This is a genomic window from Segatella sinensis, assembly GCF_040095255.1.
Taxonomy (GTDB): domain Bacteria; phylum Bacteroidota; class Bacteroidia; order Bacteroidales; family Bacteroidaceae; genus Prevotella; species Prevotella sinensis.
The window spans coordinates 14,253-30,543 of sequence record NZ_JBBNGE010000016.1 but is presented as its reverse complement, the minus strand read 5'-3'; the positions used below and the strand labels follow the sequence as shown (position 1 = coordinate 30,543).

Genomic DNA, 16,291 nt, shown 5'->3' with positions numbered 1-16,291 from the left:
CATTTTGCATTTTAATTGTTGTCTTCAACGAAATGGGTATGCTGTTCGTACAGTTCTGCCATTTCCTTGGTCTTGTCTCTCATATAGCTTACTGCATTTCGGGGATAGATGACTCTTACCCCTGGGCCATAGCTCATGAGTACAGAGTAGAGTTCAAAGTTGATGACCACTGAGATCTTGAAGATACAGCTGCCATCCTCATTCTGCCTGATAAGCTCCTGGCTATGATGAAGCGGCTTGGTCATGATATACTTGCTTTGCTCAGGGGAAGCCCAGAACTTGATGGTGCGTGGCTTGTTGTCGATATTCTTGCTCACCCCTATGACATCGTCGAAGAACTTCTCGCTATTAAACTTCGGGTTCTCTCTGAAGGGTTCATCGACAGGCTCAATGGATACAATTCTGTCAAGGGCAAAGTTGTACAGGACCAAGTCTTTTTTCACTGAGCAGAAAAGGAACCATCTGTTTCTGTATTCCTTCAGCAAATAAGGGTAGAGAATATATTCATTTGCCTCCTTTGCGTTGAAAGACTGATACATGATTCTAAGCGTCTGCTTGTTGGCGATGTAATTGTAGAGAGGGTTCAGAAGTTCCAGTCCTTTGAGGTTTGGCATCGAGTCAAAGTGGATGATGGGCTTTCTGTTGCTTCTGCTGATCGATAGCTTGTCTTGCAATCTTCCCACCACGTCTGCCATCTCCGAGAAATGGTCAAAGTCCTCCAGCTGCTTGAGCATTTCAACGGCTTCCTTCATGATTTCATAGTCGTTTTCAGACAGAGGCATGTCGAAGATGGAATAGTCGGGATCGGCATAGCGGTAGTATTTGCCGTCATATACTTCTATAGGGGCATTGTAGCCCAGTTTGTCACTGCGCATGATCTGCAGGTCGGCCTGCACGGTTCTTAATGACACTCCTTTAGAGATGCCTTCCATGTCATAGAGGGCATTACTGCAAGCATCCACCAGATTGTCGATAGTCCATCGGCGATACTTGTTTCTCAGGCAATTGTCTATAGTCTTGTACCTTATTAAGGCATTCTTGTTTGCTGGCATAAGCTATTCATTTAAAAGTTTGGTGCAAAGATAATAAATAACTCCGCAATCTATTTGCGTAGCCATGAATATTTAACTTTTTCCTGCAAAAAAACAAAAGGAGGACTCCTTTTCCAGAAGAGTCCTCCTACATTTGCCGATTAAATAAATACATCCACGAAAGAATAAGTTCGTAAACGCTTTGTATTTTACCAATTGTCGTTCTCGTTGCCGGTAAGACCATTCTTGATACACTCCTCAATCTTGTCCATTACTACATTTGAGTAGGCATGTGCCATGATCAAGGCTTTGCAGGATGTCTTTTTATGGGAGTCTTTGGCTGCAAATGGGAAGCAGGAATCCAAGGTCCACTTTTCATCGGAACGAACTGGTGGAGTCTGGCTTCCTCCAAGAGCTGCCATCCATCCGCCGCCTACCATCTTGGTGACACTGTAGAAAGGTACAGTATAGGTAACTCTCACCTTTCCGTCCTTGATATCACACTTGATGACGGGTTTGATGCTGACGTTGTAGGCGTTGCTTCCACCTGCGTGTTGTGCGATGTCTGCTACATAACCTTGTGCGATGATGGTTCCCAGTTCCTTGTCATTGAGTTTGATCACAGAGTTGGCGTCATTGAAGGTGGCAGTGAACCAATAATTGAGAAGAACATAGAGCTGTGCCTTGCTTTGGCCAGGTGCTTCCATGACCTGTACATAGTCGATGGCGTTGTTCTTGTCAAGAGTGAGTTGCTTGCCAAGATTGGAGGCAGCTTCTACCCATTTGTCTCCATATTTCTCCTTGGCATACTTCTCTAGTTCCTCTGCTCTGAGAATTTGGGCGTTTGCTGAAATTACAGCTGTTAGCAAAAGTGCTAATGACATTATTACCTTTTTCATTGTTTACCTTGTTTTATGAATGTGAATTGTTTATCTCGCTTCTGACAGATTATCTTCCATTATCATGGTCATGAATCCATGCTTTCTGTTCATAACTGAGTCTATCCCAGTTGGTACGTGGCTTTCTTTTGTCGGTGTGGGTGATGGCTTTGCCAAAACCCTTAAATAACCATGCAAAGAACAAAACTAAAAAAATACTTCCCATAAAATTAAATATGTTTGTCAGCACCTTGGAACCATTCCTCGGTTTCTCTGAATCACGATGCAAAGGTACGGGCGTTCTGTGCAGTCAATCTGCATAGAAAAATATTTCTAAGAAAATGCATAAAAAAAGAGAAAAAATCGCTTTTAATGCCATTAGCGATGTCTCTTTTATGTTCAAAGTGTGATGTCATTTAATCGTGTTCATCGATAAGAAATTTGCTCAGTGATGTATTGTTGATAGGAGAAAGGGTATATAGTTTTGTCTGATGTAGTTTCAGGCAAAGCTGGTTTTAGTAGAATTTTAGGTAGCTAGTTACATATATCTTGACGTTTGGCGGAAACTTTCATGATGACTTAGTTATAAAGTTCACTAAAATAAAAAGGCGAATGCCATCATGACACCCGCCATTTATGATAGTCTATGTTAATCTTAACCTATTTTCTTTGTAACTGCAAAATAATTATTGTATATTTGCAGCTTGAGGGATGGGTTAACTTTCAGAGACCAGCTCTTATTCCAGCCAGGCTTTTTTAGTCAGGCTTTTTGTTAGCCTAAGTGAGTGGACGCTTCATCCATTCTTCTTGCCTCCTCAAACTTTTCCTTCATCGTGGGGTTACCGCGAATGAGTTTCTTGATACTCAGGTCTTCCGTGTCATTGTTAGCGAGACGAAGGTAGTTCTCTGAGCTCAGGAGATTATCCTTCATCTTCTGGAGAGACTTGATGGTCTTGTCAATCTCTTCAATAGCCTTGTTGAATTTTTCGCTGGCTTTCTGATAGTGACCGGCGAATTTATCACGGAAGGCATTGACCTTGTTCTCAAAGTTGGTAACATCCACACTCTGCTGGCGAGCCAAAATGAGTTCCTTCTGGTACTCGATGCTCTTCTTGGATGCCTGGGTGAGGAGTGAGATCAGTGGCATGAAGAACTGAGGACGGATTACATACATCTTCGGATACTTGTAGGATACATCAACGATACCTTCGTTATATAGCTCACTGTCTGGTTCCAGGAGAGAGACCAAAACCGCATACTCGCAGCCTTTTTCTTTTCTGTCTTTGTCGAGTTTGGCAAAGAAGTCCTCGTTTTTATGCTTTGTAGCCGTGGTTTCCATCTCGTTTTTCATTTCAAACATGATGGAAATGTACTCTACGCCATCTGCTGTGTCTCGGAAGATGAAATCTCCCTTACTGCCGCCACTTGCATCATTGTCCTTTTCAAAGTAGGCGCATGGGTACATCATGCTTCTTACTCTGTTGAACTCAGTGCTGCAGTGAACCTCCAGGCTCTCTCCAATCATCTTGGTGGACATGTGGGCTTTCAGCTCCTTGTAGTGATCTACTTCCTCCTGCTTGAGCTTCAGTCGGCTTTGAAAGTCTTCTTTCAGGTTCTTTTCCTTGATGATTGCTTCTTTCTGGGCCAGCTCCATGTCTCCCTTGAGCTTCTGAATTTCCTGTTCCTTCTTCTGGAGGAAATCCTTGCTCTTATTTTGCTCCTCCAGGATGGCAACCTTTAATTTGCTTTCGTTAGAGGACAGCTGTGTCTGCAAGGCTGCGATTTCCTTATCCTTTTTGGCAATCTCTTTTGCCAGGCTGAGCTGGTTGGTTTTCTCAATACCTTCTAGTTGGCTCTGAAGCTTGGCAATCTCAGCATCTTTCTGGGTAAGGTTGAGCTCTTTCTCAGAAAGCAGTTTCTGATAGTTCTGTTCTGCTTTCAAGGTCTCAGCCTTTTGCTCAGCCTTCTGCTGTTTCTCGAGTTCCTTCATGCGTCGTTCTACCTCCTGGTTAAACTCTGCATTCTTGACTTGACCAACAATAGCAGCATAGTCTGCTTCATCTACCTTGAAGACGTTGCCGCATTTAGGGCATTTCAGTTCTTTCATATCGTATATTTTAATCTGTTATTTGATTGAATTGTCTATATTAAGTAAGGATTGATCACTTTCGGAACTTTCCATCTGGTTCCGGAAGGTATCTTCCTGCTATTTCTGTTTTAACAAAGGGTGTGCCAAAAATATTTTTCTGCCAAAGGTGAGGTGGAGAAGTAGTGGGAAAGGTATTCCACCGTTCTTATTTCTGGTCACCTATAGTGTTGTTTTAAGCATATAGTCTGATTTTCCCCATTTGCTAAACAATCCATAGTTCATCGTCAAAGAAGTCCTTCTCGCCCAGTTTTTCACCTATCGCCTTGTATGGCAATTGGCTGCAGTTAGGGCAGATGCAGTGGAAGTGTTTCCAGACGTTGTCTCCGTTCTTGCATTTTTGATCGGTTCTTCTTGGAATGAAGCGTACAAAATGATTGTTCTGCTCACAGTCCTCTCCCCATATCTTCTTGTAGTTATAGCCGCAGATCTCACAGGTTCCTTCAGTAACTTTGGATAGGTATTCTTCAAGTCGATCAGGGATATAGCCAGCCGTAAATGCCCTACTTGCTCTTTGAGAGTCTAATACATTATAGTACTTATAGACGTATTCAGCCCACATTTTTTCAAGCTTGAATGCCGTACAATCCTCGATGACTCTTCCGCTATGTCCACCCGTCCAGTCAAATTCTGGCATGGCTTCTTTGAGTTCCTGCGTGGATATGTAAGGGGCTGTCTCTATGTCAACAATGCATTCACAAAACAGGTCGGCATAATAAACTTCACGGTCTTTCCCGCTCCAGTCCTTATCTTTATAAGGATTAGATTGGATAGTTCCAGCCATGACGATGCCAGTTTTTCCTTCCCCGACCTTTACCATGAAGAATCTATCTCCATCTTTTACCTGCTCATGGTCCCATATAGACCAGTTGAGGTCTAGATATTCGTTGGGACAGTCTCCTTCATTATAACTATCCAATACTTGGATGCACTTCCTCAAGTCTTCCTCATGGAAGCTTGAAATAGTTGGATTCCACATTAAAACAACAGTCTTCATCTTTTTGATATTTTTAGTTCAACAAAGTTCTGATAAATATTTAAGTTTCAATTGTCAAGCAACTAAGTTTTGTCGATTTAGATGCATTTTCATACTAGCCTCCTTTTTACCTTACCTTGGGACTATCCCTTGGCTTCTCGGTTTGATGTTGCAAAGGTAATAAGTATGTGTGCAGTCTATCTGCGCAGGAAAAGAAATGTGCAAAAAAACTTGGGAATGTTTTTTTATGACATTAGAGAAATGATAGTTGCGTAGTCTTTGTGCCATGCGTAGCACTCTAATCGGTACCAATATATCACTCCAATCGGTACCACTGTAGCGCAGTAACCGGTACCAAGTTTCCTTTGAATATCTCTGAAATTTTTGTGGGTTCTTCAACGTATCTTTGAAAAACTCCGAAAATCTTGTAGAATTTTGGAGAGTTCTACAAGATTTTCGGAGAATATGTAATAAGGATTAGCTAAAGGCTTATCCCAATAGATAGCTTAAGAGGTTTACTCTACAGCCGTAGAGTCACTTTCTACAACAGCGGTGTCTGCTGCAACTTCGTCAGAGAATAAGTCATTGAGGTAGCCATAAGATATATTATTGAGGTCATCTTCCTCGCATGCATCCTTGTATTTGGATATGTCAATATCCTTAGCAGCTTTCAACTGTCCCCAGAATACGGATACCTTGTCTTTTTCCATGGTAATGATAGCTCTCTTGCCATTGTTGAGATTAACGATAGCTGCACCATTGTTTTCTTTGACAACCTTACCCCAACTCTTGACTTTTTGGGATAGGGCATTGAAAAGAGTTCTCAGTTTGCCATGCATCCTGCCTCCATTGTAAATGGTGAGACCAAATAATGTTGGTTTTACCTTATTCCAAACATAGCCGGTTGGTATTTTGTCATCGTGATACCAATAGTAGTCACCAAAATCATAGTCTATGACTCTTTTGGTTCTGTAGGTCTGTCTGCTGAGGTTGCCGGAGTATTGAATGGAAATCCAGCCATTGATACCTTCCGACTGACCACTCAACATGATATTGTCCTTGAAGTCATACCAATATGGAGTACCGGCCTTATGCTTCTTGTCACCGATGGCTAAGTCTTGTTTTACCTCCATATTGACTGCTTGCTGTGGAGTGGACTGATAGTTGAAGCCATACAATCCGTCCGGCGATATGTTGAATCCTGCAATCATCTTGTTGATATCCACATAGTCACTTTCTATGTAGCTTTCTCCTTCGTAGGTGCCGATATCAACGATGTCCGGAAGGTTCTCCAGCTGTTTTCCGTTCTTGTCAATGATAGAGTAGATCTTGTCATTGGGCTTCACAAGAGCATGTTGGCCATCGAACATGGAGAATAGGGTAGCCTTTACATATGAATCTTCCCCAATCTGGTTGTCCTGTTGGTCGATATACTTATATTCATAGGAATCTCCATTCTTGACCAGTGCAATCAGTGTTCCGTCTTCATCATAATAGAGAAATTCATACTTGGCTCTAACCAGGGTTTCTCCCTTGGTATTCATGAGTCCCCAGCCGTCACCATTATTATAGGTGAAGACATCTCCATGGATGGTGCCAATATTCTTCAGCTTGGGCGATGGTTTGACGATGATCTCTCCCTTGTCGTTCATGATTCCCCATGTTTCTTTTCCATCCTTCTTGACTGAGACTGCCAGTTTCCCATCAGTAAACTGATATTGCATATTCTCATACTTGCCAGCTGAAAAATCGAAGAGTACCTGGCCGCTAGGATTGATTACGGAGATTTTTACCTTGTCCTTCTGCTCCTTCTTGACTTCCTTCTTATACTTGGCGTTCACTCCAATGAACTTTCCGTCTCCATAGTCGTTGAGAGAGTAATACTCTGGCTTTACTACACAATCGCCATTCTGGTTGATTACTCCCCAGAGGGAATCGGCTGTCATGAATACAGCATAGTCTCCTTCGAAGGCTCTTACACCATCTACCTGCTTTCCGTCAATCTTATCGAGATTTTTGACTACTCTTCCATCTGTGTCGATGATGGACACCGGCTGATTCTTGAGAGCTACGAGAGCTTTGCCATTTCGAAAACCTGATGTGTGAGCATAGTCACCTCCGATTTTCTTAGGCTTCTCTGTTGCATCGTACATTTCCCATACTCCGTCTTTGGTTCTTACGAAGAATCTTCCATCTCTAACAATGGTTGGCTTATTTTTGAACTCTTCCTTGAAAAGGACTTTACCATCTAGGGAAATCATGCCCCATTGACCATCTGCGGTTTCCTGGAATGGGATATACTCTACATTACCATTCTCTGTTTTTGAGCAAGAGAAAAACATCATGGTGAGCATTGCCACCATAAAGTAAGAAAAATAACGTTTGTTCATATTGCATTTGTTTTGATAGTATTTGAAACTGTTAGTACCATACTTCCGGACATGAATCCGAATCATCTTCATAGTTATCATAGTCATCCTCTTGGAAGGTATCTTCATCAGGATAACCGTCAAATGAAGAGTCACATGGATTGAAGTCTAGATTTTCACAGGTGCATTCCCAATCTTCACACGTCCCTTCCTCGTAGGCATCTCGATAGCCATCATGATAGCCTTGGTCGTAGCGTTGGCTTTGCGCTTTTAAATCGGGAGCTGCATGATGCTTTTGCTTCCCAAACAAGAAATCTAATAGTCCCATAATCTTATAGTTCTTGGTTTAACTGGTGCAAAGGTAGGTTCTTTCTGTGCAGCCTAGCTGCACAGAAAGAAAAATGTTTTTGAAAATGTTTTGGAGTATTCTTGGGGATGCCTTAATTTTAGTTCGTTCACCTTTGGTACCACTGCTACAAAATCGTAAGACAGGAATGGTATTGCACACTAATAGGTATCTTTAATCAAGTCCAATTCTGTTTCCGAATAGGTCGGTTTGTCTAGACCTCTTCAATTTTTGACGCTGAGCATTTATCGATGCTTTGAATGCTGCATCCTCCTTATACCACATAGAGTCATTTACACTTACAGCTCCATCCATCATTCTTTCAATTTCTGTTACTGCTCGCATGATTAACTCTGTACTACAAATAGGAATCTCGCCTTTTGGGGCATAAGAAGCCAAGTACTCTTCTGATGGATTGCTTATGCCATGTCTTTTGCACATTAACCAGGCAACGGTTTCTGCCTCAAACTCTTCTTCCTTCAGGGTCAGCTTGCGTTTTTTTCTTTTATCATAGCACTGATGATTACAGAAAAGATGACCAAGTTCATGGCAAAGTGTATGGAACTTAACGGCATTAGACTGCTTTTTATTGACACTTATCACGAAATTGGAAGAAACTTCCATATAATAGTCTTTGTCTATCTTGACCTTTAACTTTTGGTCATGATATGGCATGATATAACCACCATAAGAGTTTGCTGCCAAGAAGTTGTCATCCAGATATATTCCATATACTGGTAGGTTTGAAACCAATGTTTCCATTTTCTTCTTATCCAAATCTCCTTGTGCTTGTTGTAAGCTCTCCGTATATTTTTTTATCAAGTCTGCCTCTTCCATAACTTCTGTAGCATTTGGAATAGGTTCTGTATCCTCAAAGTCAAAAACGCATTGCACTGGGCCAAATGGTTTCAGAACTATCAGCTTTTGTCCATTCAACTTCGGCTGCCTTCCATATTCAGCCCATTTCTTGCCTGTTAGGACGAACGTAGCACCAGGCTTCTGCATCTGAACTAGCATGGCATTGTAAGGGGCGAGATAAGGAAAACTACCTATGAAATCTAACATTTTTTTGAACTCATTGCTATCACGGTAGCTTTTTACCAGGAATTGTAACTCATCTATATTTTCCTTAAATTCTTTTTCTCGTGCTAGCTTCTCTTGCTGCGATAGAAAGTTATGGTATTCTTTACGGATGACATCTGGAGTTATATCTCCTAATTCATCATCCTTTTCAAATGTCACAGTTGGATAGTCCAAACTTCTCAGCATGGCATACACTGATTTACAATATGGAATAAAATCTTCATCCATATAGTCAACCAAGGCTACTGCAAAATCAATGAAGTTGCTTGTTTCCATAATAATATGTGAAGCATACTCTATTGCCTTGGGCATTTTCTTTTCAAAAACTTCTCCAAAATCCATATTTTACTTTTCTGTTATTGATATGTTTTTTCCTTACAAAGATGATTTTTCTGAATTCTGCAGGTCTGTGAGAACATGCCCACATTCTGAGAGTTGGAACTGTAATTCTCCTATTAATAGGTAAAGGAGTAAGTCTCTCTGCAAATGCTTGTGGAAAGACTACTCGTATGATTACTCCATTCAAAGAGTTATTGAGCTTTTTATTATTCTTCGTTTTCAATAATGTTCTCTGAAATAGGGACCAGTTCAAATTCCAGTACGGAAGCTGGGATATTACAACCTTTGAAGATGTACGAAAGTATTGCACGTTTGGCATTTGTACTGCATGCTGAATAAACATAGCAATTATCAGCAATCTTTGATTTGCCCTCTGAATCCTTTTCGTATAGGTTATTGTTCTTGGTCGCCAGATACACCATAGAGGATGGATTCTCATTATATATGAGTTTGTCTACTTGAATAAGCATATCTTTCCATGTTGTAATGGCATGTCTCTCGTTTCTATATCTGAATCCAACGATGGTACGTCCTTTCAGTTCGTATTCATCATCTTCAAATGATACCAATTCATATTCTTTTTCCAGGGGCTGATAACTGGTTGTGATCATTGGCCATAGATGCAAGAAATTATCGAGCAGAACCTTTTGGCGTTTCAGAATCTCTTCCAATGTCCATTTATCACAATGCTTGATATAGTTAGACAGACGGAATGCTGAATTATCAAAGCCATCAACTTTATTACCCTTTTTATCGATATATCCTTCTTTTTTCTCTTGGAAAGAGTGGTTGCTATAGGATACGTTAAAGCCAGTGAGAGTGAGGTTTGCGAAAGTATGCAGGTACTTTTCGTATATCTCTTCCCAGTTTTCACCTAGGTCATGCTTCCACTGTGGGGTGAGAGTTTGAGGCATGATATGTTCTATGGTAATTCTGCCTTCCTTCATCTTCTCAACAATCATGTCATCTGCTTCTGGGCTGTTCTCATTTTCCATTCTTTCAAAGAGGAAGTATTTGTAGTTGCTTGGAATGCGATAAATCTGTCTTGTTTCAAACTCTTCGCTTACCTCTCTGTTACTTGGGAATGTTGAAGTTCCCTGTTTGTGAAGAAGGATATATGCCATAACCTGAGAATAGGAACAATTGACTGGAATACCCTTTTCTTCATGTCGCTTGTAGATACGCATGATATCAGTATGAAGCATTGAGAAGAGTTTCTGCATTGCGTTCGCAGGATAGCCGCAAATGATACGTCTGGCCCAATAATTCTCTACAATGTCCAGGACAGTGAAGATTTCTTCCTCATCAAAGTTGTTGTCTTTTGCATAATCAAAGAAAGATAGTAGAAATGGCAGATGGACTGTAGTGCCGATGCTTGCAATCTGCTTTAGTTTTTTATCGAGTTTCTTATTACCTGTTTCTCCCTTACAAATTTGTCTGTAGTAGTTTGCAAATTTGAGCATATCAGCAAGTAATGTCTCTCGATTCAAGTGTTCGTTCTCATCGAAAGCCTTGAAGTCAAAGTATAATTCCTCTACCTTACTGATGTTACCATTCTTGATAGTGAGGTAGTCTCTTATAAACATGGTAGGTTCACCTTCAGTAAGTTTCTCAATCTTGCTCCAGTACTGATGGTAATATTCTTCTTGCTCATCCTTTGACAGAGACATGAGTAGGTAATTTCTAACCTTATCTGCTTCCTCTAAATCCTTGCCACAGGAGTTCAGGGATTCGAAGATTAACTGAGGGTTATCTCTTGAATCCAAGCAGATGTCAATGATAGTAAGTCTTTCGATAGCACCTATTAAATTCTCGAACGTAAGGTCACTAACCTTGATTAAGTTATAGAACAGTTGATAGTTAGAGGTAATTCCACAGTTCTTTATAAACTCATTCTCATTGTTCGTGAAGAGGGCATCATAAGCCTTCTGATCATCTTCAATAGGACAGAGCTTAATTTTTCTAGGCAATTTTCTTCTGATTGCATAGAGATAGTCTTCCTTTATCTTATTGATGTCTTCATCTCCTTCTTGCATGTCTCCGTTCTCTACGGCATTGATACCTGCTAGGATAAGCAAGGAAAGTGTTGTGATTCGTTGCTGTCCATCAATGATGAGAAGGTCGTCCTCGTATTCATCTGCTTTAGTGGATACAATGCTGCCAAAGAAATGGCTATAGATTTTATCTCGATGAATCTTTTTCAAATCCTCGAACAATCTGGAACAGTGCTTCTGTTGCCAGGCATACTTTCTTTGGTACAAGGGAATGATGAACAATGTCCTTGAACCATTGAAATAATCTGTTATTCTTGTAGCGTCGCGCATAAGATTGATGTTATTAATTATTTGTTTTGAACAATACTTAAAATTAATGCAAAAATAATGAAAATAGTTGAGAGTTCACAACTTTGTCATATAAACTTTGTTAAGTGTAATGACGTTATGAATCCTCTTGTTCTACTTCATTACTTTCTTTTAAGGATTGAAAGATTTGATTATTCATCCTGCAATTTTCTTGCTCCTCTTTTGGTAAGGTTTCGAAGATTTCCTTTACTCCTTCTACGCTGTTGACAAAATCTGAAATGATTTTCCCTTGGAATAATGCAATACTAACAATAAGTGTTCGCATAAAATCCTTGTTTACTTCCTTATCAAATAGTTGGGAAAATTGTAATGTCCCAAGGTATGACGGATGGGAGTGCATCGAGAAATAATTATAGATAGGTGGAAACGTTGTTCCCATTAATTCTTCCGATGCTTTACTTAGGCTGATTTCCTCAAAATCAATAATGACATGGTTAGCGTTCTTGATATATTTATAGCCTTTGGGAGTAAGTGACTTATTTTTTGCATAACCAATAATCTTATCCTTAGCCTCTTGAATTATATTCAGACGATTAGAATAATCTTTGATTTTGTCAATGATTTTATTAATTTCGTCTCTCTCTCTTTCCTTTTTTTCTTGGAATTCTTGAGGTACATAACCTACTTGCCTGTTTTTTAGCCCTTTGATAATCCATAGATATAACAAAATGTCTTGTTCTATTTCTGTTTCTGGTAGGACATATATGCAATGGAAAATAAACATTCTTTCATATACGCTTCTAACAATAGAAATGATAGTAGTGGGTTCAATTACTTTTGTTTCAGGATGGTTTGAATAAATCTCTATCCCATTTGAAAGCTCAAGAATGGCTCTCATATTAGCAAGATGTTGCTGGAACATATAATAGGCAAAATCAATCTTCTCGTTGGTTGCCTTATGTTGTTTTCTCCAGTTATAGGAAAGTTTAAACATTGTCTCGCAGTTCTTTTCGACATTATTTCGCATTATGTTTAAAATTACATCCTTAGGCATGTTTGCGATTATTTTTTCAATATCATTTTCCATAAATTTCGATTTTTAAATGAAAGAGTGTAGCCCTCATTAAAAGCTACACTCTTGTTAGATTCTATTTACTTTCAAACTTGCTTTCCACCATTTCAAGTTCAGTAATGTACTTGAATGTTACATACATGAGCATGGCAGTTGCTACATGTATTCCCAGTTTAACCTCTTTGGCGTCAAGGCTCTTTGCCTGATGGTTTTCATCATTGCGGAGTTTAACGATGAGATCTACGTATGTTGCAAACTTCTGGTCTGTAGCCTTCTCGCTGTATTTCAGCTTATTGAGCTTCATGCAGTAGATGGCATTGCTCAGTGCAGCATGTTCTGTATCGCCATTCTTGTCAGTTACTTCTTTATCATATATGAGATAATGCAACTTCTTCAAATATGACTCATAGCCTGTGACCAGAGTCTTGAGGTATGTACGCTTCTCTGTCAAGGTAAGCGTATTTGGGCAGCAATAGAGTTTGAACAGGGCATTGAGAACTGTTTCGCCAAGGCCACTGTATTTTTCTATGCTGTCTACCTTCAGTACCTTAATCATCCACTCGAAAGCTTCCTCCAAGGTTCTACCAATACCGGCAATGCCTGCAAAATCCTCTCGCAAAAGCGGAATGATTTTTCTTTGCAGATTCTCGATGGTATATGCTTTGGCCTCTTGCTCACGGTAACGCTCATAGATGGCATGTCCCATCTGCTGCATCAGAGTCTTGTAGAACTCCTGATTCTCAAAGAGCTTGCGATAGGCATCTGTTTGGGTAGTGTAGCATTTTTGTGCTGCTTTTCCAAAGATGTCAGGGAAGATGCTTTCTACAAACTGGTTCTCATCATTGCCAACAGCCTGCTTTTGTATCTTCTTGGTTGCCACTTTCTGGATATGGTCAAAGATGCCTTCCACCATAACTCTGTCTGCCTCAGAGAACTCACCACGGAACATGATGTTGACCTTATCGATAATATTGTCAAGAAGGTCCTTATTATCATCTGGCATTACTGCAGATCCAGGATTCTCTCCCTTGAGAGGCTGTTTCTTGCCATCATTTAACCAAATGTTGATAGTCTCATTCGCTTTGATGGTATTGTTGACGAGTCTTACTTTCTTATCCAAGTCTATTTGCTCATGAGCTGTCTTTGGCAATACTCTATACAGATAATCTGCAAACAGATAAGTCTTATATAGGGCACGGTCAAATGTTCTTGCAATCTGGGTCATATAGGAATAGAAGCGCACAAAGTTCTTGATCTTGCTTCTTACCTCAAAGCGCTTTTCTTCTTCAAGCTCTCCGATTCTGTCTACGACCGGTTTAAGCATACTTGAAAGAATACCCAGTTGGTTTTTATTTTTCTTTGTCTCTGCAAATACCTCATAGAACTTTTCTTCGTCTTCCGTTGTCCAAAGATGGAACAGCTCCACGTCCTTGTGGAATTTATAGACATAGTTCACATCCACAGGCTTGATGAGTTCGGTTCCTTCATAGAATGGTTTGAATGATGTAGCGATTTCCTCAGCCGTGTTTGCAAAGTCGAACACAAAGGTATCTTTCTTAAGTCTGTTTGCTCTGTTTAAGCGTGACAGTGTTTGTACCGCCTTTACATTTTTCAGCTTCTTGTCCACAAACATGGTATGCAGAAGTGGCTCATCAAATCCGGTTTGGTATTTGTCTGCCACGATAAGCATGTTGTAGAACTCGCTAGAGAAATACAGAGGAAGCTTATCTTCTGAAATATTCTTTTCTCCACGCTTATTGAGCTGTGGTTCTGTATATTCTGTGCCTTTATAGTTAACCTTACCAGAGAATGCTACCATCGGATGCAGGCAGTTAATATTATTTTTCCTGCAATACTCCTTGATGGCAAAGAAATATCTGACAGCATGGGCACGGCTAGCCGTAACCACCATGGCTTTGGCCTTTCCTTCCATTTTGTTCATGGTAACTTCCAGGAACTTATTGACAATGATGGCTGTCTTTTTGTTGATGGTATCGCTATGGTTGTCATGGAATGCCTTCAAAGCTCTGGTGGCAGGGGTCTCCTCGTAATTAGGATTGTCCTCTGACTGGCGTGCAATCTCATAGGATGTCTGGAACGTCGTATAGTTTTTGAGAACATCCTTGATGAATCCTTCTTCTATAGCCTGGAGCATGGAGTAGTTATGATATGCTACATATCTACTTTCATCTTCCATTCCCTTCATTCTCTGTTCAAAGATACCAAAAGTCTGTAAGGTCTTTGGTTTTGGAGTAGCAGTGAATGCATAGAATGCGAGATTGTTATGCTGTCCCTGGCTCAATAAGTCTAGCATCAGCCTGTCCTTTTCGGCTTCTACTTCTTCCACTGTTTTGTCCTCCCATTCTGCCATTTCCTTGAGTGCTTCATCTGTATCAGCAAGAGCAGCCTTTAGTTTTTCTGCACTCTTACCACTTTGGCTTGAATGTGCTTCATCCACTACTACGGCATACTTATGTCCGGAGTTGGACACGATTTGCTCATAAATCTGTGGGAAGCGTTGGAGAGTAGTGATGACGATACCTGTATGCTCTGCATTGATGGCATCACGTAGCTTATTGCTTGCATCATGGTCTTTTTCCGTGATGGTAGTGACCGTACCTTCTACATGTTCAAAACCCAGAATGGTTTCCTGAAGTTGTCTGTTGAGTACTCGTCTGTCTGTGATGACGAAGACACCCTTGAAGATGTTGGCATTATCCTTATCGTGGAGTGATGCCAAGCGATAGGTGAGCCAAGCTATGGAGTTTGACTTTCCTGAACCTGCAGAGTGCTGGATCAGATAGTTATGTCCAGAACCCTTTTCTTCTGTATCGTGAATCAGTTTCTCCACTACGTCCAGCTGATGGTAGCGAGGGAAGATAATCTTCTCGGTTGTTTTTGTGATTTCTTTCTCGTTACCATGTTTATCAACGATGAGGGAGATTGTTTCCTCCTTTTGGCGCATGATGTAGCGTTGGAGAATAGCCAGGAGCATATCTCTACGGAGTACATTTTTCCATAGGTATGATGTCACATAATCTCCATCCTTTGCCTCTGGGTTTCCTGCACCACCTACATTTCCTGCACCATTGCTTCCTTGATTGAATGGGATGAAGAATGTTTTATCCTTTTCCAAGCGCGTTGTTACGGCTGCCTCGTAAAGGTCGCAGCCGAAGTAGGCGAGGATACGGTTGTCATAATGGAACAATGGCTCCTTTGGTTCACGGTTCTTCATCCATTGCTCTTTGGAGTCATTGATATCCTGGCCGGTGAACTGGTTTTTGAGTTCAATGGCGATGATTGGAATACCATTCAATGAGAGCACCATGTCGATGGAGTTTTTTACGTCCTTGCTATATACAAACTGGCGAGTACATTCCAAGATATTTTGGTTGTACTTTTCAATGAGCTCTGGATTGAGGGATGATGTTGGTGCGAAATAGCATAAGTCCAGCTGGATACCAAAATCTTTGATACCTGAGCGGAGTGTATGTATGAGACCATAATCTGATATGTTTGATTGCAGGGTCTGGTACAGATGATCTTTTGCCTTTGTACCATACTTGCGCTCAAATTTTTCCCACTGCTTTGGTTGGGTAGTGCTGATAAAGCGGATAAGAGTATCAAGGTCCAAGGCTCTTACACGGTCGTAAGTAGCCTGGGTACCTTTAGTATATCCACCTTCTGTGAGCAGGTATCGTTCGATATCTGACTCAAATTGTTTTTCTTTTAAATCTTCTGGTGTCAT

10 protein-coding genes are annotated in these 16,291 nt (G+C 40.6%); all 10 read right to left on the bottom strand.

Features of this window, described 5'->3' with window-relative positions; translation table 11 throughout:
* Window positions 1-11: 11 nt before the first annotated feature.
* The 10 genes from AAAT87_RS06375 to AAAT87_RS06330 all read right to left on the bottom strand — a co-directional run bounded on the left by AAAT87_RS06375 (window position 12) and on the right by AAAT87_RS06330 (window position 16,291).
* Window positions 12-1,052: a helix-turn-helix transcriptional regulator gene (locus tag AAAT87_RS06375; RefSeq protein WP_349225964.1), complete on the bottom strand. Its 1,041-nt coding sequence runs from the start codon at window positions 1,050-1,052 to the stop codon at window positions 12-14.
* A 188-nt stretch (window positions 1,053-1,240) separates the two neighbouring features.
* Window positions 1,241-1,930, bottom strand: coding sequence for a DUF4468 domain-containing protein (locus AAAT87_RS06370; protein ID WP_089543141.1), 690 nt, complete (start codon window positions 1,928-1,930; stop codon window positions 1,241-1,243).
* Window positions 1,931-2,681: 751 nt separating this feature from the next.
* Window positions 2,682-4,016, bottom strand: a complete 1,335-nt coding sequence (locus AAAT87_RS06365; protein WP_287625418.1) for a DUF2130 domain-containing protein — start codon at window positions 4,014-4,016, stop codon at window positions 2,682-2,684.
* 244 nt (window positions 4,017-4,260) lie between these two features.
* Window positions 4,261-5,052, bottom strand: a complete 792-nt coding sequence (locus AAAT87_RS06360; RefSeq protein WP_349225963.1) for a hypothetical protein — start codon at window positions 5,050-5,052, stop codon at window positions 4,261-4,263.
* A 494-nt stretch (window positions 5,053-5,546) separates the two neighbouring features.
* Entirely contained in the window at window positions 5,547-7,421 is a 1,875-nt protein-coding gene (locus AAAT87_RS06355) for a WG repeat-containing protein (RefSeq protein ID WP_349225962.1), read from the bottom strand.
* 31 nt (window positions 7,422-7,452) lie between these two features.
* Window positions 7,453-7,728 (bottom strand): hypothetical protein, encoded by a 276-nt coding sequence (locus AAAT87_RS06350; RefSeq protein WP_349225961.1) that lies wholly within the window; start codon window positions 7,726-7,728, stop codon window positions 7,453-7,455.
* A gap of 192 nt (window positions 7,729-7,920) precedes the next feature.
* Window positions 7,921-9,171, bottom strand: coding sequence for an ImmA/IrrE family metallo-endopeptidase (locus tag AAAT87_RS06345; protein ID WP_349225960.1), 1,251 nt, complete (start codon window positions 9,169-9,171; stop codon window positions 7,921-7,923).
* Window positions 9,172-9,374: 203 nt separating this feature from the next.
* Window positions 9,375-11,492: a DUF262 domain-containing protein gene (locus AAAT87_RS06340; protein ID WP_349225959.1), complete on the bottom strand. Its 2,118-nt coding sequence runs from the start codon at window positions 11,490-11,492 to the stop codon at window positions 9,375-9,377.
* 115 nt (window positions 11,493-11,607) lie between these two features.
* Window positions 11,608-12,558: a hypothetical protein gene (locus AAAT87_RS06335; RefSeq protein ID WP_349225958.1), complete on the bottom strand. Its 951-nt coding sequence runs from the start codon at window positions 12,556-12,558 to the stop codon at window positions 11,608-11,610.
* A gap of 61 nt (window positions 12,559-12,619) precedes the next feature.
* Window positions 12,620-16,291 carry a type I restriction endonuclease subunit R gene (locus tag AAAT87_RS06330; protein WP_349225957.1) on the bottom strand — a complete coding sequence of 1,224 codons (3,672 nt, stop codon included), beginning with the start codon at window positions 16,289-16,291 and terminating at the stop codon, window positions 12,620-12,622.